Here is a 20,406-nt window from a genome sequence, read left to right on the forward strand (position 1 = left end):
GTGCGGGGGGTGTGGACGACCGAGCAGGTCAGGGCCGCCGAGGACCGGCTGCTGGCGCGCACCCCCGAGGGCGCGCTGATGCGCAGGGCGGCGTTCGGCGTCGCCGCGGTGGCGGCGTCGATGTTGCGCGACCTGACCGGCGGCACGGCCGGTCGGCGCGTGACGCTGCTGGTCGGCGCGGGCAACAACGGCGGCGACGCGTTGTGGGCGGGTGCGTTCCTGCGGCGGCGCGCCGTGGCGGTGACGGCGGTGCTGCTCGCTCCGGACCGCGCACACGCGGCCGGGCTCGCGGCGTTCCGCAAGGCAGGCGGGCGAGTGTCCGCCGAACTCGGCGACCCGGACCTGGTCGTCGACGGCATCGTGGGTCTGTCCGCGCGCGGATCGCTCCGCCCGGCGGCGGCCGCGCTCGTCGACCAGGTCCGTGCGCCGATCCTGGCGGTCGACCTGCCGAGCGGCGTCGACCCGAACACGGGCGCGGTCGACGGGCCCGCCGTGCGCGCGGACGTGACGGTCACGTTCGGCGCCCACAAGCCGGTGCACGTGCTCAACACCGGGCACTGCGGCGAGGTGCACCTGGTCGACATCGGGCTGGGGCCCGAGCTGCCGGACCCGGACCTGATCACCCTCGACGCCGACGACGTGGCCTTCGCGTGGCGCGTCCCGGGCCCGGCGGACGACAAGTACACGCAGGGCGTCACGGGTGTCGCGGCCGGTTCGGCGACGTACCCGGGCGCGGCCGTGCTGTCGTCGGGTGCGGCGGTGCTGGCGACGTCCGGCATGGTCCGGTACGCGGGCTGGGCGGCCGACGAGGTGCGGGGCCGCTGGCCGGAGCTGATCGCGACGGGCACGGTCGAGGACGCGGGCCGGGTGCAGGCGTGGGTCGTGGGCCCGGGCCTGGGCACCGGCCAGGTGGGCCGGGACGTGCTGACCGCCGTGTTCGACGACGCCGTCCCGACGTGTGTGGACGCGGACGGGATCACGTTGCTGGCGTCGACCCCGTCGCTGTGGGACGCCCGCGACCCGGACGTGCCGGTGGTCCTGACCCCGCACGCACGTGAGTTCGCCCGCATCGCCGACCCGCTCGGCATCGAACTGGGCGCGGACCGGGTGGCCGCGGCCCGCGCGCTGGCGAAACGCCTGGACGTGGTGGTGCTGCTGAAGGGCAACGCCACGGTGGTCGCCGCCCCGGACGGCCGGACGCTGGTGAACGCGGCCACGTCGTCGTGGCTGGCCACGGCCGGTTCCGGGGATGTGCTGACCGGCCTGATCGGCGCGCTGCTGGCGAGCGGACTGGACCCGTGGCTGGCAGCGGGCTGCGCCGCGTGGCTGCACGTCCGCGCCGCCGAACTGGCCGCCGACGGCGCCCCGGCCCCGGCGTCCGCGATCCAGCAGGCCATCCCGGCGGCCATCCGCGCGGTCCGCGCATCCGTCGGGACGATCTGAATCGTGTGGGACCATGAACACCGTCATGCCTGATCAGCCGTCTCCCCGGGCTGAGGTGGTCGTCGACCTCGACGCCATCCGCCACAACGTCGCGCTGCTCGCCGCCCGGGCGAGCGGCGCCGTCACGATGGCCGTCGTCAAGGCCGACGGCTACGGCCACGGTGCCCTGCCCGTCGCCCGCGCGGCGCTCGACGCCGGGGCGACCTGGCTCGGCTCGTGCTCCCTCGCCGAGGCCCTCGACCTGCGCGAAGGCGGCGTCACGTCCCGCATCCTCAGCTGGCTCGACGTCCCCGGGACCGACTTCGCCCCCGGCGTCGAGGCCGATGTCGACCTGTCGGCGTCGAGCAGCGCTGAACTCGCCGCGATCGCCGGGGCCGCCCGCCGGGTGGGCAGGACTGCCCGCGTCCACCTGAAGATCGACACCGGGTTGTGCCGCAACGGCTGCCCGCCCGGCGACTGGCCCGACCTCGTCGAGAACGCGGCCAAGGCGCAGTCGGACGGGCACGTCGAGGTCGTCGCCGTCTGGTCGCACCTGGCGTGCGCCGACGAACCCGGCCACCCCGCGAACGACCTGCAGGCCGCGCGGTTCGCGGACGCCTACGAGGTCGCGAGGGCGGCGGGTCTGCACCCCATGCGCCACCTCGCGAACTCCGCCGCCACCCTCGACCGGCCGGACCTGCACTTCGACATGGTCCGCGTCGGCATCGCCATGTACGGGCTGAACCCGTTGCCGTACAAGGAGAACCTCAAACCGGCCATGACGTTCCGGTCGACGGTCGCGCTCACGAAGCGGATCGACGCGGGCGAGTCCGTCTCCTATGGACAGACGTGGACCACCGACCGTGACACCACGCTCGCGCTCGTCCCGGTCGGCTACGCGGACGGCGTCTCCCGCGGCCTGTCGAACCGGATGGACGTGTGGCTCGCGGGCAGGCGGCGCCCGATCGTCGGCCGCGTCTGCATGGACCAGATCGTGATCGACTGCGGTGACGACGCGGTGACGCCGGGCGAGGAGGTCGTCCTGTTCGGCGCGGGCACCCGCGGCGAGCCGACCGCCACCGAGTGGGCGAACACGCTCGGCACCATCGACTACGAGATCGTCACCGGCATGTACCGGCCCCGCGTCACCAGGAGCTACCGGTGACGGTGTCCCGCAAGGTCGGCGCGCTCATCGGCGGCGCCATCGGGGTCGCCGCCGCGGGCACGGCCATCGCTGTCGGCGTGGCGCGGCGCAAGCACGACCACGAGCCCGTCGAGAAGCTCGGCACCCTGCGCCCGGACCGCGAGTTCACGGTGATCACCGAGGACGGCATCGAGCTGTCCGTCGAGGAGGTCGACCCGGCCGACGGCGGCAGGCCCGCGCTGACCGTGGTGTTCGTGCACGGCTTCGCGCTCGACCGCCGCTCATGGCACTTCCAGCGCAAGGCGCTGGCCCGCCTCACCGAGCCCCGCGTCCGCCAGGTCCTGTACGACCAGCGCAGCCACGGCCGCTCCGGCCGCGCGAACGAGGCGTCCAGCACCATCGAGCAGCTCGGCCGCGACCTCGGCGAGGTGCTGAACAAGCTCGACGGCCCGATCGTGCTCGTCGGCCACTCCATGGGCGGCATGACGATCATGGCGCTGGCCGAGCAGCGGCCGGACCTCTTCGAGGAGCAGGTGTACGGCGTCGCGCTCGTCGGCACCTCCGCCGGTGAGGTGGGCAAACGCGGCCTGCCGCGGCCGCTGCTGTCCCGCTGGAACCCGGTGACCCGCAACATCGGCAGGCTCGCCGACTGGCAGCCGGGGCTCGTCGAGTTCGCCCGCGCAGCGGGCGGCCGGCTCACACGCAGGGCCGTGCGGTCGCTGGCGTTCGGCGCGAAGGACGTGGACGCGGCGCTCGTGGACCTCACGATGGAGCTGATCGACGCCAACCCGGTGCGGGTGCTCGCCGACTTCATCGACACCCTCGGTACCCACAACCGGTACGCCGCGCTCGCCGGTCTCAAGCACACGCACGTGCTGGTGCTGAGTGGCGACGCGGACCGGATGACGCAGTTCTCGCACGCGGAACGGATCGCGCGGGAGCTGCCCGACGCCGAGCTGGTGCGGGTGCGCGGGGCCGGACACATGGTGATGCTCGAACAGCCGCAGCTGGTCAACGACCACCTGGTGATGCTGCTGCAGCAGTGCGCGTACGGACGGGAGGAGGGCCGGAAACGGTGGTGGCGGCGCGGATGAACAAGGTGACGCACGAGGAACTGCTCACGGAGAGCGACACCCTGCGGTTCGGCAGGCATATCGGCGGCCTGCTCGAACCCGGTGACCTGGTGCTGCTGACCGGTCCGCTCGGCGCGGGCAAGACGGTCATGGCGAAGGGCATCGCGGAGGGCCTGGGCGTGGAGGGCCGCGTGAGTTCCCCCACGTTCATCATCGCCCGCGAGCACCGGCCGGCTCCCGGTGGCCGCGGCATCCCGCTCGTGCACGTCGACGCCTACCGCCTCGGTGACGACTTCGCGCAGCTCGACGACCTGGACCTGGACACCGAACTGGTGGAGGCGGCGGTCGTCATCGAATGGGGCGAACCGGGCACGAGGCTGTCCGAGGACCACCTTCTCGTGAACTTGATCCGCCGGGAGGACGATTCCAGGCTGGCTGAGGTGACTCCGTCAGGCTCTTGGGAAAAGCGCTGGTCGACGTAATCTGGATGGTATGCGTGCGGTGATCTTCGATTGGGGTGGCACGCTCACCCCCTGGTATCCCGTCGACTACGTCGCCGCTTGGCGCAGCTACGCGGACCACTTACACCCGGGCGACGAAGCGCAGGCAGCCCGCGTCGCCCAGGCCATCGTGGCCGCGGAGGAACAGCACTGGACGGTCGCCCGCGACCACCACAAGGCGTTCACGTTGGCCCAGGTCCTGGCCGCGGCGGGGGCACCGCACCACGACGACGGGATGGCCGCCTACCGCACGTTCTGGGACCCGTCGACCTACACCGACCCCGACGTCGCGCCCACGGTGCACGCGCTGAAGGAGAAGGGCCTGCGGCTGGGCGTCCTCTCGTCGACGCCGTGGCCGAGGGAGTGGCACGAGGAGGTGCTGCGCCGCGACGGCGTGCTGCACCTGTTCGACGCGCTCGTGTGGAGCTCTGACCTGACGTACACGAAGCCGCACGCGGAGGCCTTCCTGGCCGCCATGCACGCGGTCGGCGTCGACGACCCGGCGGACTGCGTGTACGTCGGCGACCGGCTCTACGACGACATCTCGGGCGCCAAGTCGGTCGGCATGCGGGCCGTTCTCGTGCCGCACAGCGACATCCCGGAGTACCAGAGGGTGCCCGTCGACGTGGAGCCCGACGCGGTCATCCAGCGCCTGACGGACCTCCCTGAAGTGGTGGAACGCTGGCGCGGTTAGGCTTGGGCGCCGTGCTGGTCATCGCGGTGGACACCGCGACCCCCGCCGTCACCGCCGGGGTCGTGAACGTCGAGGAGATGCTCGTCCTGGCCGAGTGCGTCACGATCGACGCCAAGGCGCACGGCGAGCTGTTGACGCCGCACGTCCTCACCGCGCTGGCGGAGGCGGACCGCGGCTTCGCCGACGTCGCCGCGATCGTCTGCGGTGTCGGCCCCGGACCGTTCACCGGGCTGCGGGCGGGCATGGCCACCGCCGCCGCGCTGGGGCAGGCCCTCGCCAAGCCCGTGTACCCGGTGTGCACGCTGGACGCGATCGCCGCCGACTCCGAAGGCCCGTTGCTGGTCGCCTCCGACGCCCGCCGCAAGGAGGTCTACTGGGCCGCCTACGACGCCGCCTCCAAGCGCGTCACGGGGCCGTCGGTGGACCGGCCCGTCGACGTGGTCGAGCGGATCCCGTCGCTGTCGGTGGCGCGGGTGGCCGGCAACGGCGCCACCCTGTACGACCTCGGGCTGCCGCACACCGGGCAGGAGTACCCGACCCCGCTGGGTCTCGTCAGTGCCGCCCGCGACGACGTGCTGGCCGCCGCGAAGCCGCGCCCGTTCGTGCCCCTGTACCTCCGCCGCCCGGACGCCGTCGAGCCGGGCGCGCGCAAACGGGTGACCGCACGGTGATGTCGGCGGTGACCTTCCGGCTGGAACCGTTGCGGCGCGAGGACCTCGCCCGCTGCGCCGAGTTGGAGACCATCCTGTTCCCCGGTGACGACCCGTGGCGCGAGTCGGCGTTCCAGGCGGAGCTGGACGCGGGCCACCACTACGTGGGCGCGTACGTGGAGACCGTCGGGCTCGTCGGCTACGCGGGCATCTCCGTGCTCGGCGGGCCGGGCAACGCCGAGGCCAACGTGCACACGATCGGTGTCGACCCAGGCTGGCAGGGCAAGGGCGTCGGCAAGGCGCTGCTGCGTGCGCTGCTGGCACGTGCCGACGCCGTCGCCGCGCCCGTCTACCTCGAGGTGCGCACCGACAACGCGGCCGCGATCGGCCTGTACGAGGCGCACGGCTTCACCAGGATCGGCATGCGGCGCAGGTACTACTGGCCGTCCGGCGCCGACGCGTACACCATGGCGCGCCCCGCACGGGTCGCCGAGGAGGCCACATGACCATTGTTCTGGGCATCGAGAGCTCGTGCGACGAGACCGGGATCGGGCTCGTCCGCATCGAGTCCGACGGTGCGCTGACCCTGCTGGCCGACGAGGTCGCGTCCAGCGTCGACCAGCACGCGCGGTTCGGCGGCGTGGTGCCCGAGGTCGCGTCCCGCGCGCACCTCGAGGCGTTGGTGCCGTCGGTGACCAGGGCGTTCGAGACCGCGCGGCTGGAGCTGTCCGACGTGGACGCCATCGCCGTCACCTGCGGGCCGGGCCTCGCCGGTGCGCTGCTGGTGGGGGTGTCGGCGGCGAAGGCGTACGCGGCGGCGCTGAACGTGCCGCTGTACGGCGCGAACCACCTGCCCGGCCACGTCGCGGCGGACACCCTCGAACACGGTCCGTTGCCGTCGCCGTGCCTGGCGCTGCTCGTCTCCGGTGGCCACACCCAGCTGCTGCGCGTCGACGACCTGGCCACGAAGATCACCGAGGTCGGCTCGACCATCGACGACGCGGCGGGCGAGGCGTACGACAAGGTGGCCAGGATCCTCGGCCTGCCCTACCCGGGCGGCCCGCCGATCGACAAGGCCGCTCGCCGGGGCAACCCGGACGCGATCCGCTTCCCCCGCGGCCTGACCGGGCCACGGGACGCGAGGTTCGACTTCTCCTTCTCGGGCCTGAAAACCGCGGTGGCCCGCTGGGTGGAGGCCCGCGACGGCCAGGAGATCCCGGTCGACGACGTGGCGGCGTCGTTCCAGGAGGCGGTGGCGGACGTGCTGACGGCGAAGGCCGTCCGCGCCGCGACCGAGCTCGACATCGAGACGATGGTCGTCTCCGGCGGGGTGGCGGCGAACTCCCGTCTGTCCACTCTGGCAGCGGAACGGTGTGCCGAGGCGGGGATCACGCTGCGGGTGCCGCGCCCCCGGCTGTGCACGGACAACGGCGCGATGATCGCGGCGCTCGGCGCGCACCTGGTGAAGGCGGACGTGCGGCCGTCGTCTTTGGACCTGTCGGCGAATCCGGGCCTGCCTGTCGGCACTGTGGCGGTCTGACCCGTACGCTCGTACGGGTGAGGATCGCGGTCACCGGAACCAGCGGTCTGCTCGGCGGCGCACTGGTGCGCAGGCTCGCGGCAGACGGGCACGACGTGCTCAGGCTGGTGCGCAGGAGACCGGAGGCCCACGACGAGGCGCTGTGGTTCCCCGAGGTCGACACCGACAGCCTGCGTGGCGTCGAGGCGGTGGTCCACCTCGTGGGCGAGCCGCTGGTGGGCAAGTGGACCGCACACCAACGTGAGGCGATCCGCGAGTCCAGGGTGCACGGAACGCGTCTGCTGGCGACGGCTCTCGCGGAGATGCGGGACGGCCCGAGGACGCTCCTGTGCGCCTCCGCGACCGGCTTCTACGGCGACCGGGGTGCCGACTCGCTGACGGAGGAAAGCCCGGCCGGCGTGGGTTTCCTGCCGTCGGTGTACGCGGCGGCGGAGAAGGCGGCCGCACCCGCGGACGATGCCGGGCTGCGGGTGGTGCGGCTGCGGGTCGGGGTGCTGCAGTCGCTGGAGGCCGGTGGGCTCGCCATCCTCCTGCCGATGTTCCGCCGGGGCATGGGCATCCGCGCAGGCAGCGGAACTCAGTGGGTGAGCTGGATTTCCCTGTCCGACGCGGTGGGCGCGATCGTCCACACGCTCGGTGGCTCGCTGACGGGGCCGGTCAACGTCGTGTCCCCGAACCCGGTGACGAACCGCGAGTACGCGGACACGCTGGCGTCGGTGCTGTCGAGGCCGAGGTTCCTGGCGTTGCCGCCGAGCCTGGTGCGGGCGTTCTTCGGCGCGGGCCTGGCGGACGAGGTGCTGCTGGCGAGCACGCGGGTTCTCCCGAAATGCCTGCTGAGCAGCGGTTTCCAGTTCGAGCACCCGACGCTCCGCGAGGCTCTGCAAAACCTGTTACTTCGGGTAACATGAGGCCCGTGGACGACGAGGACGGCTACCGGGGCGAGGCCACCCTGACCCTGGACGGCGCCGAGCTGACGGTGACGGTCACGCTCCGCGGCAACTTCGAGCCGGTGGACGGCCGCTACCACTGGTACGGGCGCATCCAGCCGCACGCCGAGGTGACGGAGAAGGCGGCGGGCCGCAAGCCGACCGCGTCGGTGCGGACACCGTTCGGCACGGCGGAGGGCGTGTTGTCCGATCCGGACACGTGGGGCCGGTACCGCATCAGCGGAACGAGCAGACCGCCCTTCGAGGTGCCGGTGTCCCTGGCGGACCTGCCCGCGGGCAGCTGACCCAGATCGGCCGCCGGCCCCCGGTTCCCTTGCCGTAGCGTGGAAACCGGGGGCCGGCGGCCGTCTCACGTCAGCTGAACGACAACCGCACGTCCACGTCGTCGACGTTCACGAACGCCACGCGGTGTCCGAACTGGATCTGCAGGTACGTCATCTCCCCGCGCACAACGGTGTGGTTCGTCGGGTCATACGTGACAGCCCGGTAGTACTCCGACGGCGCCACCAGACCCACCGCGTACTTCTGCCCAGCGGACAGCGTGTACTGCAACGGCGTCACGGCCTGCGGCGGAATCCCCGGCGGGTACGCGGAAGCCTCCGGGTACGCCCGCCCGTAAACGGGAATCGACTCGCGCCCCTTCTTCGGCGTGGCAACGAAACCCACCGACCACACGGCATCCGACGACTTCAGCCAGCCCTTCTGCCCCAGGTACCACACCGCGACCCACTGCCCGCGCCGCTCGGCGATCGCGAACGTCTGGCCGGTCTCGCCGCGCGACGAGTGGTCCGAGATGTGCATCGTGCCCGGCGAACCGTCCGGTCGGAGCCCGATGTCCGTCAGCTGCGGGGCGTCGTCACGCGGCTCGGTCCGCAGCACGACCGTGCCGGAACCGTGCGGCTCGCACGGCACCCCGGCCCCGTCGCACCCGGTGAACGCCGGCTTGTTCGTCGCGTAGTCCGGCCTGATCGTCACCAGCCCGGTCCGGTGCGTGCCCGTCGACCGGAACGGCGCCTCCAGCAGCTCGAAGTAGTGCGCCCAGTCCCAGTACGGGCCCGGGTCCCAGTGCATCCCGCGCACCGTCGACGGAATCGTGCCCGGCACGTTGTCGTGCCCGAGGATGTGCTGCCGGTCGAGCGGGATCCCGTACTTCTCGGCCAGGTACCGCACCAGCTTCGACGACGTCCGGTACATCGCCTCGGTGTACCAGGCGCCGTTCGCCGCGAAGCCCTCGTGCTCCAGGCCGATCGACTTCGCGTTGACGTACCAGTTGCCGGCGTGCCAGGCGACGTCCTTGGCCTTCACGTGCTGCGCGATGTGCCCGTCGGCGGACCGCAGCGTGTACTGCCAGCTCACGTACGTCGGGTCCTGCACCAGCCGCAGCGTCGTGGCGTAGCTGCCCTCGGTGTCGTGGATGATGATGTACTTGATCTTCTGGCTCTCCGGCCGGTTCGCCTTGTCGTGGTTGCCGTAGTCGCCGTCGCCGAACGCCTCGTACGGCGCCGGGATCCACTCGCACCCGAGGTCGGCAGGGCACTCGGTCTCGCTCGTGTCCGTCGCGCGCAGCCCGAGGTCGGCGAGCTGCGCGGTGTCCAGGTCGACCGGGGTGGCGGGCAGCGACACCCGGTGACCGTCGTCGGTCACCCGGGACACGCCCTGCGCGATGGTGGTGAAGACCTCGTTCGCGAACGTCCGCGCCGACGCCGTGTCGGCCGCGCCGCTGTACCTGGCGACGGCGCCGTACCAGTCGCCGGGCGCGTCGCTGTCGACGCCGAGTGCGCTCTGGTACTCGGCGAGCAGTGCCGCGCCGCCGCGGATGTTCTGCACCGGGTCGGACCGCAGGACGGCCGCGTCCACGTCGATCAGGTCCGCGGCGACGTCGACGGTCCGCAGTGACGGCGCGGAGAAGTCCTGTTCGCCCGGGCTCGGCGGGAGCATGGGCCGCGCGGTGTCGCCACGCGGGTCCTCGGTGCCGTCGTCGTGGTGGGTCCCACCGGAGTTCGCCGCGACGACGTCGGTGAGGTGCATGGGTCCGTAGCCCGCGCTGGTGCTGGGCAGGCCGGCGTTGGTGTCCCAGCGCGACTCGAGGTAGGACACGCCGAGCAGCACGCTTTCCGGCACCCCGAACTCCTCGGCGGCGGCCGCGTAGGCCCCCTGCCGTGTGGTCGGTGGTGCGGTACCCGGGGATGCCGCCGCGGTCGACATGCCGGCGGCTAGACCGGCCGCGACGGCGGCGATGAGTAACGTGCGGGACGTCGATCTCGACATGACGACCTCCTGGGCGGACGACTCCGGCAGGCCACAACTCTGGTGCCGCACGCCCTGGCGGTCAATACTTTACGTCCGAACGGCTCAGTTGGTGATTAGCTCCCGGACCACGCCGGGTACAGCGCGGGGACCTGGTCCTCTCACCGGCGGACGCGCTGCTCACCGCGCGGCGGGCGACCGCGGCGAGCCGGTCGGGAGGGGTCGGCTGACGACACCCCCGGGGCCCTCGTTGCACGGTTAGCAGTCGCGTAGGTAGAGTGCCAACCGTACGGCGCCGACACCGCCCCGGCACCCGCGACGGCGGGGTGGCAGGAGCCGCAAGCAACACTGGTAACTGCCAACGCTTTCGAAAGACCCGTGGAGGTCATCGCGGTGAGCGTGAACATCAAGCCGCTCGAGGACAAGATCGTTGTCCAGGCGAGCGAGGCCGAGGCCACGACTGCCTCGGGCCTCGTCATTCCGGACACTGCCAAGGAGAAGCCCCAGGAGGGCAAGGTCCTGGCCGTGGGCCCGGGCCGGATCGACGACAACGGCAACCGCGTCCCGCTGGACGTGAACGTCGGCGACGTCGTCATCTACTCCAAGTACGGCGGCACCGAGGTCAAGTACAACGGCGAGGACTACCTGATCCTCTCCGCCCGCGACGTGCTGGCCGTCGTCAACTGACGCCTGGCGTTAGTCACACAGCGCCCCGGTGGCCCCGTTCCGGGGGTACCGGGGCGCTGTGTGTCCGAGAAAGGTAGGACATGCCCAAGCAGATCAGCTACGACGAGGACGCTCGTCGTGCGCTCGAGCGCGGGGTGAACAAGCTCGCCGACGCGGTCAAGGTCACCCTTGGTCCGCGTGGCCGGCACGTGGTGCTGGCCAAGAAGTTCGGCGGGCCGACCGTGACCAACGACGGCGTCACCATCGCCCGCGAGATCGAGCTGGACGACTCGTTCGAGAACCTCGGCGCCCAGTTCGCGAAGAACGTCGCCACCAAGACCAACGACATCGCCGGTGACGGCACCACCACGGCCACCGTCCTGGCGCAGGCCATGGTCCGGGTCGGCATGCGCAACGTCGCCGCCGGTGCGAACCCGATGGCGCTCGGCCAGGGCATCCAGCTCGCCGCCGACGCCGTCGTCGACGCGCTGAAGGCCAAGGCCACCCCGGTCAAGGGCCGCGACAACGTGGCCCAGGTCGGCACCGTGGCCTCCCGTGACGCGTCCATCGGCGCGCTGCTCGGCGAGGCCATCGAGAAGGTCGGCGAGGACGGCGTGATCACCGTGGAGGAGTCCTCCACGATGGCCACCGAGCTCGTCATCACCGAGGGTGTGCAGTTCGACAAGGGGTTCGCGTCGGCGTACTTCGTCACCGACCCCGAGTCGCAGCAGGCGGTCCTCGAGGACACCTACGTCCTGCTGTACCGGGACAAGATCTCGTCCCTGAACGACCTGCTGCCGATCCTCGAGAAGATCGCCCAGGCCTCCAAGCCGGTCATGATCATCGCCGAGGACGTCGAGGGCGAGGCCCTGTCGACGCTGGTGGTCAACTCGGTCCGCAAGACCATCCGCGCGGTCGCCGTCAAGGCGCCGTACTTCGGTGACCGCCGCAAGGCGTTCCTGGAGGACCTCGCGGTCGTCACCGGCGGCACCGTCATCTCCAGCGACGTCGGCATGAAGCTGTCCGAGGCCGACCTCGACGTGCTGGGCACCGCCCGGCGCGTGGTCGTCACCAAGGACGAGACCACACTCGTCGACGGCGGCGGCACCAAGGACGCCGTGGCCGGTCGCGCGGAGCAGATCCGCCGCGAGATCGAGGCCACCGACTCCGACTGGGACCGCGAGAAGCTGCAGGAGCGGCTGGCGAAGCTGTCCGGCGGCGTCGCGGTGATCAAGGTCGGCGCCGCCACCGAGACCGAGCTGTCGGAGCGCAAGCACCGCATCGAGGACGCGGTGGCCGCGACGAAGGCCGCGGTCGAGGAGGGCATCGTGCCCGGCGGCGGTTCCTCGCTGGTGCACGTGGCCAAGGAGCTGGACGCGCTCGCCGAGAAGCACGACGGTGACGTCGCCACCGGTGTGAAGCTGGTGCGCGAGGCGCTGGCCGCGCCGATGGCGTGGATCGCGATCAACGCCGGTCTCGAAGGCGCGGTCGTCGTGTCCAAGGTCAAGGACCTGGACTGGGGCCACGGCTTCAACGCGGCGAAGCTGACCTACGGCGACCTGGTCGCCGACGGTGTCGTCGACCCCGTCAAGGTCACCCGCTCGGCGGTCACCAACGCGGCGTCGATCGCGCGGATGGTGCTCACCACCGAGGCGTCGGTCGTGGAGAAGAAGGAAGAGGAGCCGGAGGCCGCCGCGGGCGGTCACGGCCACGGTCACGGTCACGGGCACGGCCCGGGCTTCTGACCCCGTACACGAACGAACGCCGCGTCCTGGTCGCTTCCCCCGACCGGACGCGGCGTTCGTCGTTTCCCGCAGTCCCTGCTAGTTGGCCACGGCCAACGTCCGCTTCTCCAGCTTGATGATGGCTTCCCGCTCACCCTCCGAGAGGCCACCCCAGATCCCGTACGGTTCGTGCACCGCGAGCGCGTGGCGCCGGCACATCTCCAGCACGGGGCAGGCCTGGCAGACCGCCTTCGCTCTCGCTTCGCGCCGAGCCCGTGCCGGACCGCGTTCACCGTCCGGGTGGAAAAAGAACGCACTGTCCATGCCGCGGCAAGAACCCTCGAGCTGCCAGTCCCACACGTCCGCGTTCGGACCCGGGAGCCTCCGAGTGTCCGCCATGGTGACCGCCTCCCTCGCCGGATGTTCGCACTACCGGCTACTCCATTCGGTGCAGCGGAACCAACGCTAGAACCGCGCCAATGCTTGTTCAAGGCTGATCGACTCATTGGTCAGGCATTTCAGCCGATCGGTTCACCACGTCCACGCAGCGTGTTCGTCGATCCGGTTGCCGGACACCGGTGATCACCCGACGATGGGAGGGTGGCGACGAAGGAGGCGTCCGTGGGCGATCATGGCCGAGTCCTGGACGCGGTCATCGGTTCGGCGATCCGGCACGACGACGAGGAGACGCTCCCCGTCGCGGCCGTCGCCCGCAGGCTCGGGGTGGCGCCCGCGACGCTGCGGACCTGGGACCGCCGCTACGGGATCGGGCCGCGCGCCCACACGACGGGCAGGCACCGCAGGTACACGCAGGCGGACATCGCCAGGTTGGAGCTGATGCAGCAGGCGCTGCTGCGCGGCGCCACCCCGGCGGAGGCCGCCTCGTACGCACTGCGGTCGTCGGAGGTGGTGCCGCCCGAGGTCGTGGCGCCGAGGGAGGGCGGCCCGTCGCTGCTGCGCGAGTTCGGCACCCGCTCGGCGACGGTACTGGGCCTGTCCCGCGCCGCGATGGCCATGGACACGGTCGCCATCCAGCAGCTGATCGCGGACAGCATCGACGCGCTCGGCGTGGTCGCGGTGTGGAACGACGTGCTGCGCCCGGTGCTGTCCGCGCTCGCGAGCAGGTGGGAGCAGTCGGGCGAGTGCGTCGAGGTGGAGCACCTCGTCCACGAGTGCACCCTGACCGCCATGATCGGCGCGACGCCGGTGGTGACCGCACCGAGGAACCCGCGCCCGGTGCTGCTGTGCTGCGCACCGGACGAGCGGCACAGCCTTCCCCTGTACGTACTGCGCGCGGCACTCGCCCGCGAGGGCATCGGCACACAGATGCTGGGTGCGGCGCTGCCCGCGTCGGCGCTGGCGGCGGCGGTCCGGCGAACCGGCCCGGCGGCGGTCGCGGTGTGGGCGCAGCTGCCGAGGTACGCACAGGCGTCGGTGCTCGACGAGGTGCCGCGAACGAGACAGCGGGTACGGCTGTTCGCCTGCGGCCCGGGTTGGTACACCACCGACCTGCCCGACCGCGTCGATCGCCTGGAAGACCTCACCGACGCGGTGGAGAGAATCGAGGCGCTGGTCGGAGCGCGGACCGCGATGCCCTGAAAGACGCCTTCGGGACTCCTGGTGCCCTGAAGCGTCTTTCAGGGCACCAGGATTGTCGGTGGTCGCCGATACGCTGGCATCCGTGGGGCGGAGGCCGCCCCACCGCCACACCCGGGGGAGTTCTGTGACCACGCTCTACCAGGCCGCGTTCGGCGACCGGCCCGACCTCGCCGTCGCCGCCGAGCCGCCGCGTCCGCGTGACCGGTGGCTGGCCGCGGTGGTCCTGGGTGCGCAGGGTCGCTACGCCCGGGCGGCCACGCTCCTCCACCCCCTCCTGAACCGCGAGGACGACCTGGCGGCCCTGGCCGCCGCGACCCTCGCCTCCCACCGCCGGCAGCTGGGCGGCCACGCCGCCGCGCGGACACTCGACGCGCGCGGCCTCGCCACCGCCCGGTCCGACGAGGCGCGCGCCGACCTCATCCTCGGCCTCGCCGCCGACGCCGTCGGCGCGGGCAACCTCGCGGAGGCGCGGCGGCTCCGCGACCGCGTCCCGCTGACCACGTGGCGCGCCAGGGTCCGCCACGGTTGGGTCTCGGCGGAGATCGAGTTGAGCTCCGGTGGAGCCGCCCGAGGGCACGCCGAGCGCGCCCTCGCGGAGGCGGAGGCGGCGAAGGCCGTCCGGCACCGGATCAAGTCGGAGATCGTCCTCGGTGCCGCGCTCGCCGCGTCTGAACCGGTCATGGCACGAAAGCTGGTCACCCGCGCGCGGGACGACGCTACGGAACTGCACCTGTCGTCGCTGGTCTGGCCCGCGTCACTGGTGCTGGCCGAGGTAGACCCGTCCGAGGCATCCAGGCACACCCGTAACGCGACGACGGTCTTGCACGGTCTGTTACTGAGAACCGATCCACGTGGGCGCGAGCTCGCAGAACGCTCTCCGTGGGTACCCGATCCCGCTGGCCCAACCGGGTGACGAGGGTCGCTCGGACATCTGGGCGAACTGGTCAGCAGATTTACCACCAGATCGTGTCAAGGTTCGCCCCGAAGCGTCCGATAGGGAGTAGTACGTCACTCGGCTGCAGGAAGGAGTCCCCGTGACGACGGTCTTGATTTGCGACGACCGCCGCGGTGTGCGGGAGGGATTGACCCGTGTCATGTCCGCGGTGCCAGGGGTCAGTCGCATCGACTGCGTAGCGCACGGTGACGAGCTGCTCGCCCGCTTCTCCCGTGCGCCGGTCGACGTCGTGCTCGTCGGCACCCAGCGTGCGGTTCCCACCGGTGTGGAGGCCACCCGCCGCCTGGTCTCGGCGAACCCGACGGCGAACGTCATCGTGTTCGGCGCCCCGGACGATGCCAGCAGCATCGCGGCCGCCATCGCCGGTGGCGCACGTGGTTACCTGCGGTGGGACGCCTCGCGTCCGGAGCTGGTCGCCGCGCTCGCGCACACGCTGGCGAGCACCTCGGTGCCCGCGCCCCGACAGCCGTCCGACCCCGGTGTCCAGCTCACCGACCGGGAGCTGCAGGTGCTGCGCGGCATGGCCATGGGCAAGAGCAACGGTCAGATCGGGCGGGAGCTGTACCTGTCCGAGGACACGGTGAAGACGCACGCGCGTCGCCTGTTCCGCAAGCTCGGCGTGCGGGACCGGGCGCAGGCCGTGGCGCACGGCTTCCGCCGGGGGCTCGTCTCCTAGGCTCTGCCGTGTGACTTCAGTCGGTGGGTCCGGTACGACCGGACCGGGTGGGACCGGAGTGCGTGGAGCTGGGTCTGGCGACAGGGATGGGTCGGCCAGGCCCACCACCGCTGATGAGGGGTCAGCGGACGTAGAGATCGACGACGAGTACGAGGGTGAGTACGAGTACGTCGTGCGGCCGTGGTGGGCCAGGGCCTCGACGCTCGTCGTGGTCGTCGTCGCCCTGTTCGTGGTGTCCGGCGCCGTGACCGCATGGCTGCGGATCTCCGACCTGCAGGAGCGCGTGGACTCCTTCGAGGAGCAGACGCTCGCGGTCGAGACCGCCCGGCAGGACGCCATCCTCCTCGCGGAAGACCTCGCGACCTACGACTACCGCGACCTCGGGGGTAATTTCCGCCACGTCGCCGCCCGTGCCACGGACCGGTTCGCCGGCGAGCTCCGCGCGTTGACCGAGGAGCTGGGCCCCGAGCTGGCGCGGACGCGGGCGATCGCCACCGCCACCGCCCGTTCGGCGGGCGTGGTCCGTGCCGACACCGAGAAAGCCGTGGTCGCGGTGTTCGTCGACCAGAGCGTCACCAACACGAAGACGCCTCAGCCGCGTGTCGAGCGCAGCCGCATGGAGCTGACCCTCGTGAGGGACGGCGGTGTGTGGCGGTTAGACCAGGCGGGGGAACTCTGACGTGTCGCTCCTGGCCGGAACAGGGTGGATTGTGTTGCGCGGTACGGTGGGTGGCACCTCCGTGAGTGACGGCACAGTCCCCTCGGGGTGTGACATGGAACTGACCGTACCTGCACGTAACGTTGAGGCTGCTCGCTGCGATGACCACATTGGGGGACGGACTGGACGCTTCCGTAGCCGCTGCCGTCGAGGGCGATCCACGCGCCATTGACCGGGTGCTTGCGTCTATCCGGCCCCTCGTCGTGCGGTATTGCCGCGCGCGTGTAGGCAGGCAGGAGCGATCCTTCGCTTCGGCGGACGACGTCGCACAGGAGGTGTGTCTCGCGGTGCTAACGGCCTTGCCCAGCTACCGCGACCAGGGACGACCTTTCCTGGCGTTCGTGTACGGCATCGCCGCGCACAAGGTGGCTGACGCCCATCGTGCCGCCGGGCGTAACCGATCAGAGCCGGTCGCCGACGTACCCGATGAGCCCGAGACCGACGCCGGGCCGGAGCAGCGTGCCATGCAGCAGGATCTGTCTCGCCGGATGAAGGACCTGCTCGACGTTCTACCCGACAAGCAGCGTGACATCGTGCTGCTCAGGGTGGTCGTCGGGCTGTCGGCGGAGGAGACGGCCGAGGCGATCGGCTCCACCCCGGGCGCGGTCCGGGTGGCTCAACACCGGGCCCTGGCCCGGTTGCGGAAGACTCTGTCAGCGGAGGAGGTGGTCTGAGTGAGTGATCGAAGAGATCCTGCCGAGCACGAGTTCGCCGAGTTCGACGAGAACACGGACACCGAGGCCATCGACCTCGCACTGGTGCACGCCGATGACGAATACCTCGACCTGCTGAACGGCGTCCACCTCGACGACGCCGACGACCCGTTCGGCGAGTTCGGTGACGAGCAGCTGACCGAGCTCCTCATGTCGTGGCGCCGGGACGTGGACTCCGAGCCCGTCGGCGAGCTGGTCGACACCAAGCTCGCGACCGTGACCGTGCAGGCCGCCAGGATGCGCCGCAAGCGCAGGCCGCGCCTGCTCGTGCCGCTCGCCGCCGCCGCTGCCGTGCTGGCCATCGCCTTCGCGGGGGTCGGCCTCGCGGCCAAGGACGCCCAGCCCGGCGACACCCTCTGGGCACTTTCCAAGGTCCTCTACGCCGAGCGCGCCCGCTCGGTCGAGGCCGCGCAGACCGTCAAGCAGGACCTCGCGCAGGCGAAGGCGGCGCTCACCGAGGGCAACCTCGAGGTGGCCAAGTCCAAGCTCGAAGACGCGAACGAGGCCCTGCCCACCGTCATGAACGAGGACGGCAAGGACGAGCTCGTCGCGCAGCACCGGTCGCTGATGGCCCAGCTGCCCGGCAGCCCGTCCGGTGAGGCGGGACCGCCGCCGAGCCCCGACCCGTCGACCCAGCCCGACCCCGGCACCGGCAGCTCCGACGGTGAGGGTTCGTCCGACGCCCCGGCACCCAACCCGCCCGCCACGACCTCGCCGAGCACTCCGCCGCAGGAGAGCGCGACGTCGACGACGCCGACCACGGAGACCACCTCCGAGCCGCCGCGCAGCGAGAACCCGGGCACGAGCAGCGGCGAGCCCGGCGGCGAGCCCGCCGGTGGTGGCGAGCCGGCCAACGTCGAGGGCGAGGTCGCCGACGCGGGCGCCGGTGCGGCGAACTGACGCACGGGTACGCTGCCGGGACATGACCGCGGGTCACGTGTACAGCCAGGCCCCTCGCTGCGCCCGCTGCGAGGGCAGGGCTCTGCTGACCAAGGAAGCCGCCCAGGCGCTCGTCGACGAGTCACTGGGCAGGCTGAGCGCGGCGCGCTGCCCGGCCGAGGACGGCTGGCACGTGCACGCCCCGACACAAGACGAGAAGTAGTGGACCGGCGCTACTTGGAACTCGCCGGTTGTTTCGCCGTCGCCGTCACACCGTCGATGAAGCCGCGGCAGTACTCCCAGCTCACGTACGCGGCCGGGTTCGGGTCGAACGCGGGCTCGTGCGGGCGCATGCGGCCGTCGGAGAGCAGCTGCTCCAGCGACGCGCGCAGCAACGCCCAGTCGTGGTAGTGCGGTTCCTGGCACTCCGCGCAGTCGACCACCACACCGCGCACCGACCGCTGCTCCAACAGCGCCTGGTAGACGGCCAGGTCCCGCAGGTCGGCCAGCAGTTCGTCGCGCTCCTGCGCGGAGACCGGCTCCGGGGTGGCGGGGTCCTCGTCGGAGAAGGCCCACACGGGATCGTTCGGGTCACCCGCGAACGGGTCCGGTGGCAGTGCGTCGTCCCTCACGCCCCGCACGGTACCGGGCGGAGGCGGCCTATGGTCCAGATACCATGTGTTAACTGCGGAAACCCCGTCACCAAGAAGGGCCACGATGACCACCGCTGAGGGGATCCCGGCCAAGTTCGCCACGCTCGGCCTCACCTTCGACGACGTGCTGCTGCAGCCGTCGGAGTCCGACGTCGTCCCCAGCGAGGTCGACACGAGCACCCGCCTGACCCGCAACATCACCCTGCGCATCCCGCTGGTGTCCGCGGCGATGGACACCGTCACCGAGTCGCGCATGGCGATCGCCATGGCCCGCCAGGGCGGCATCGGCATCCTGCAGCGCAACCTCTCGATCGAGGAGCAGGCGCGGCAGGCGGAGACCGTCAAGCGGTCGGAGGCCGGCATGGTCACCGACCCGGTCACGTGCTCGCCGACCGACACGCTCGCCGAGGTCGACGCGCTCTGCGCGCGCTACCGCATCTCCGGCGTCCCCGTCACCGACGCCGACGGCACCCTCGTCGGCATCATCACCAACCGCGACATGCGCTTCGAGGTCGACCACACGAAGCCGGTCAGCGAGGTCATGACCAAGGGCCCGCTGATCACCGCCCAGGTGGGTGTGTCGGCCGACGCCGCGCTCGGCCTGCTGCGCCGCCACAAGGTCGAGAAGCTGCCGATCGTGGACGGCGCGGGCAAGATCCGCGGCCTCATCACCGTCAAGGACTTCGTCAAGACCGAGCAGTTCCCCAACGCCACCAAGGACCCGGACGGCCGCCTGGTGTGCGGCGCCGCGGTCGGCGTGGGCGACGACTCCTACAAGCGCGCCATGACGCTGGTGGAAGCCGGTGTGGACGTGCTGATGGTCGACACCGCGCACGGCCACTCCCGCGGCGTGCTCGAGATGGTCGCCAAGCTGAAGAAGGAGCTGGGCGACACCGTGGACGTGGTCGGCGGCAACATCGCCACCACCGCGGGCGCGCAGGCCCTGGTCGACGCGGGCGCCGACGGCGTGAAGGTCGGCGTCGGGCCCGGCTCGATCTGCACCACGCGCGTGGTCGCCGGGGTCGGCGTGCCGCAGATCACCGCGATCTACAACGCCGACCTCGCGTGCCGGCCCGCGGGCATCCCGGTGATCGGCGACGGCGGCATCCAGTACTCGGGCGACATCGCCAAGGCCATCGCGTCGGGTGCGTCCGCGGTCATGCTGGGCAGCCTGCTCGCGGGCACCGCCGAGGCGCCGGGCGACGTGATCCTGGTCAGCGGCAAGCAGTTCAAGACCTACCGGGGCATGGGCAGCCTCGCCGCCATGCAGTCGCGCGGCACGGCCAAGTCGTACTCGAAGGACCGCTACTTCCAGGACGACGTGCTCAGCGAGGACAAGCTGGTGCCGGAGGGCATCGAAGGGCGGATCCCCTTCCGCGGCCCGCTGTCCCAGGTCGTGCACCAGCTGGTCGGCGGTCTGCGGTCCGGCATGGGCTACACCGGGTCGCGCACCATCGCCGAGCTGCAGAACGCCCAGCTGGTCCGGATCACCGCCGCGGGGCTCAAGGAGAGCCACCCGCACGACGTGACGATGACCGTCGAGGCCCCGAACTACACGACTCGCTGAGCTGGCGGACCGCTCCGCGAGCTGCGCTCAGAAAGGATC

At 71.6% G+C, this 20,406-nt stretch carries 23 protein-coding genes; 20 read left to right on the forward strand and 3 right to left on the reverse strand.

The features are described 5' to 3' along the window. The 10 genes from ACIBVP_RS34465 to ACIBVP_RS34510 are packed head-to-tail and all read left to right on the forward strand — an operon-like array spanning window position 1 to window position 8,254. Window positions 1–1,443 carry an NAD(P)H-hydrate dehydratase gene (locus ACIBVP_RS34465; protein WP_396110626.1) on the forward strand — a complete coding sequence of 481 codons (1,443 nt, stop codon included), beginning with the start codon at window positions 1–3 and terminating at the stop codon, window positions 1,441–1,443. Window positions 1,444–1,456: 13 nt separating this feature from the next. Further along, window positions 1,457–2,587 (forward strand): alanine racemase, encoded by a 1,131-nt coding sequence (gene alr, locus ACIBVP_RS34470; protein ID WP_396110627.1) that lies wholly within the window; start codon window positions 1,457–1,459, stop codon window positions 2,585–2,587. Beyond that, entirely contained in the window at window positions 2,584–3,660 is a 1,077-nt protein-coding gene (locus tag ACIBVP_RS34475; protein WP_396110628.1) for an alpha/beta fold hydrolase, read from the forward strand. The genes alr and ACIBVP_RS34475 overlap by 4 nt, the downstream gene beginning before the upstream one ends. Beyond that, complete coding sequence (tsaE, locus tag ACIBVP_RS34480; protein WP_396110629.1) at window positions 3,657–4,121, forward strand: tRNA (adenosine(37)-N6)-threonylcarbamoyltransferase complex ATPase subunit type 1 TsaE; 465 nt, start codon at window positions 3,657–3,659, stop codon at window positions 4,119–4,121. The genes ACIBVP_RS34475 and tsaE overlap by 4 nt, the downstream gene beginning before the upstream one ends. Before the next feature lie 10 nt (window positions 4,122–4,131). Continuing rightward, complete coding sequence (locus ACIBVP_RS34485; RefSeq protein WP_396110630.1) at window positions 4,132–4,833, forward strand: HAD family hydrolase; 702 nt, start codon at window positions 4,132–4,134, stop codon at window positions 4,831–4,833. Between the two features lie 11 nt (window positions 4,834–4,844). Continuing rightward, a complete protein-coding gene (gene tsaB / locus ACIBVP_RS34490) occupies window positions 4,845–5,504 on the forward strand; it encodes a tRNA (adenosine(37)-N6)-threonylcarbamoyltransferase complex dimerization subunit type 1 TsaB (protein WP_396110631.1) in 660 nt (219 codons plus the stop codon). Beyond that, the gene (gene rimI / locus ACIBVP_RS34495) at window positions 5,504–5,989 is read left to right on the forward strand and encodes a ribosomal protein S18-alanine N-acetyltransferase (RefSeq protein WP_396110633.1); all 486 of its coding nucleotides are present in this window, start codon (window positions 5,504–5,506) and stop codon (window positions 5,987–5,989) included. Before tsaB ends, rimI begins: the two co-directional genes overlap by 1 nt. Continuing rightward, on the forward strand, window positions 5,986–7,023 hold the full coding sequence (tsaD, locus tag ACIBVP_RS34500) for a tRNA (adenosine(37)-N6)-threonylcarbamoyltransferase complex transferase subunit TsaD (protein WP_396110635.1): 1,038 nt from the start codon (window positions 5,986–5,988) through the stop codon (window positions 7,021–7,023). The genes rimI and tsaD overlap by 4 nt, the downstream gene beginning before the upstream one ends. Window positions 7,024–7,040: 17 nt before the next feature. Then, window positions 7,041–7,931 (forward strand): TIGR01777 family oxidoreductase, encoded by an 891-nt coding sequence (locus ACIBVP_RS34505; RefSeq protein ID WP_396110636.1) that lies wholly within the window; start codon window positions 7,041–7,043, stop codon window positions 7,929–7,931. A 5-nt stretch (window positions 7,932–7,936) separates the two neighbouring features. Beyond that, window positions 7,937–8,254, forward strand: coding sequence for a DUF4873 domain-containing protein (locus tag ACIBVP_RS34510; RefSeq protein ID WP_396110637.1), 318 nt, complete (start codon window positions 7,937–7,939; stop codon window positions 8,252–8,254). 70 nt (window positions 8,255–8,324) lie between these two features. Here the strand turns inward: ACIBVP_RS34510 and ACIBVP_RS34515 are convergent, their stop codons facing one another. Continuing rightward, complete coding sequence (locus tag ACIBVP_RS34515; protein ID WP_396110638.1) at window positions 8,325–10,238, reverse strand: N-acetylmuramoyl-L-alanine amidase; 1,914 nt, start codon at window positions 10,236–10,238, stop codon at window positions 8,325–8,327. Between the two features lie 372 nt (window positions 10,239–10,610). On the opposite strand from ACIBVP_RS34515, the gene groES reads away from it, so the two are divergent. Together groES and groL are read left to right on the forward strand one after the other, a co-directional pair. Then, complete coding sequence (groES, locus tag ACIBVP_RS34520) at window positions 10,611–10,904, forward strand: co-chaperone GroES (protein ID WP_396110639.1); 294 nt, start codon at window positions 10,611–10,613, stop codon at window positions 10,902–10,904. 80 nt (window positions 10,905–10,984) lie between these two features. Further along, window positions 10,985–12,628 (forward strand): chaperonin GroEL, encoded by a 1,644-nt coding sequence (gene groL / locus ACIBVP_RS34525; protein WP_396110640.1) that lies wholly within the window; start codon window positions 10,985–10,987, stop codon window positions 12,626–12,628. 78 nt (window positions 12,629–12,706) lie between these two features. On the opposite strand, the gene ACIBVP_RS34530 is transcribed toward groL, so the two are convergent. Continuing rightward, window positions 12,707–13,006 carry a WhiB family transcriptional regulator gene (locus ACIBVP_RS34530; RefSeq protein ID WP_396110641.1) on the reverse strand — a complete coding sequence of 100 codons (300 nt, stop codon included), beginning with the start codon at window positions 13,004–13,006 and terminating at the stop codon, window positions 12,707–12,709. Between the two features lie 222 nt (window positions 13,007–13,228). Between ACIBVP_RS34530 and ACIBVP_RS34535 the strand changes: the two genes are divergently transcribed. The 7 genes from ACIBVP_RS34535 to ACIBVP_RS34565 all read left to right on the forward strand — a co-directional run bounded on the left by ACIBVP_RS34535 (window position 13,229) and on the right by ACIBVP_RS34565 (window position 18,370). After that, window positions 13,229–14,206 carry a MerR family transcriptional regulator gene (locus ACIBVP_RS34535; protein ID WP_396110642.1) on the forward strand — a complete coding sequence of 326 codons (978 nt, stop codon included), beginning with the start codon at window positions 13,229–13,231 and terminating at the stop codon, window positions 14,204–14,206. Between the two features lie 124 nt (window positions 14,207–14,330). Then, window positions 14,331–15,119, forward strand: coding sequence for a hypothetical protein (locus tag ACIBVP_RS34540; RefSeq protein WP_396110643.1), 789 nt, complete (start codon window positions 14,331–14,333; stop codon window positions 15,117–15,119). 121 nt (window positions 15,120–15,240) lie between these two features. Beyond that, on the forward strand, window positions 15,241–15,837 hold the full coding sequence (locus ACIBVP_RS34545; RefSeq protein WP_133907713.1) for a response regulator transcription factor: 597 nt from the start codon (window positions 15,241–15,243) through the stop codon (window positions 15,835–15,837). Window positions 15,838–16,009: 172 nt separating this feature from the next. Then, on the forward strand, window positions 16,010–16,516 hold the full coding sequence (locus ACIBVP_RS34550) for a hypothetical protein (protein WP_396110644.1): 507 nt from the start codon (window positions 16,010–16,012) through the stop codon (window positions 16,514–16,516). 140 nt (window positions 16,517–16,656) lie between these two features. Next, a complete protein-coding gene (locus ACIBVP_RS34555) occupies window positions 16,657–17,229 on the forward strand; it encodes a sigma-70 family RNA polymerase sigma factor (RefSeq protein ID WP_396110645.1) in 573 nt (190 codons plus the stop codon). Then, on the forward strand, window positions 17,230–18,168 hold the full coding sequence (locus tag ACIBVP_RS34560; protein ID WP_396110646.1) for a hypothetical protein: 939 nt from the start codon (window positions 17,230–17,232) through the stop codon (window positions 18,166–18,168). It begins immediately after the preceding gene. A 22-nt stretch (window positions 18,169–18,190) separates the two neighbouring features. After that, a complete protein-coding gene (locus ACIBVP_RS34565; RefSeq protein WP_396110647.1) occupies window positions 18,191–18,370 on the forward strand; it encodes a hypothetical protein in 180 nt (59 codons plus the stop codon). Window positions 18,371–18,380: 10 nt separating this feature from the next. On the opposite strand, the gene ACIBVP_RS34570 is transcribed toward ACIBVP_RS34565, so the two are convergent. Beyond that, entirely contained in the window at window positions 18,381–18,779 is a 399-nt protein-coding gene (locus tag ACIBVP_RS34570) for a DUF5319 domain-containing protein (protein ID WP_396110648.1), read from the reverse strand. 85 nt (window positions 18,780–18,864) lie between these two features. On the opposite strand from ACIBVP_RS34570, the gene guaB reads away from it, so the two are divergent. Further along, the gene (guaB, locus tag ACIBVP_RS34575) at window positions 18,865–20,367 is read left to right on the forward strand and encodes an IMP dehydrogenase (RefSeq protein ID WP_396110649.1); all 1,503 of its coding nucleotides are present in this window, start codon (window positions 18,865–18,867) and stop codon (window positions 20,365–20,367) included. The last annotated feature ends 39 nt before the right edge of the window (window positions 20,368–20,406 follow it).

The sequence above is a fragment of the Actinophytocola sp. NPDC049390 genome, assembly GCF_044466355.1.
In the GTDB taxonomy this organism is placed as follows: Bacteria; Actinomycetota; Actinomycetes; order Mycobacteriales; family Pseudonocardiaceae; genus Actinophytocola.